We start from the raw sequence: 366 nt of genomic DNA on the forward strand, positions 1-366 counted from the left end.
TGCAGTGTTTGGATTGAATCTATCACGACAATGTCAGGCTCTAAAGCTTCAATCTGTTTAAAGATATTTTGTGTTTTTGTTTCTGTTAGAATGTAACAATTACTGCTATCTGGATTGATACGTTCGGCACGCATTTTTATTTGTTTCTGACTTTCTTCTCCAGAAACATACAATGTTTTAAAAGGTAATTTTAAAGCTATTTGAAGTAAAAGAGTGCTTTTGCCAATACCAGGTTCGCCACCTAATAATATTAAAGATCCTGGAACTATACCTCCACCAAGCACTCGATTAAATTCCTGATCGGAAGTGGTCATTCTTGCATCTTGAGACGCATCAATTTCATTAATGAGTAAGGGTTTTGAAACT

Annotated in this window: 1 protein-coding gene; it reads right to left on the bottom strand. The window is 35.0% G+C overall.

The genetic code is table 11. The features are described from left to right. Positions 1–366 (bottom strand): DUF7125 family protein (locus tag ACNG5D_RS15870; RefSeq protein ID WP_418184510.1); only part of this gene is annotated, 366 nt, incomplete at both ends.

It is taken from the genome of Algibacter ulvanivorans, from assembly GCF_048381495.1.
GTDB classification, from domain to species: Bacteria; Bacteroidota; Bacteroidia; order Flavobacteriales; family Flavobacteriaceae; genus Algibacter_B; species Algibacter_B ulvanivorans.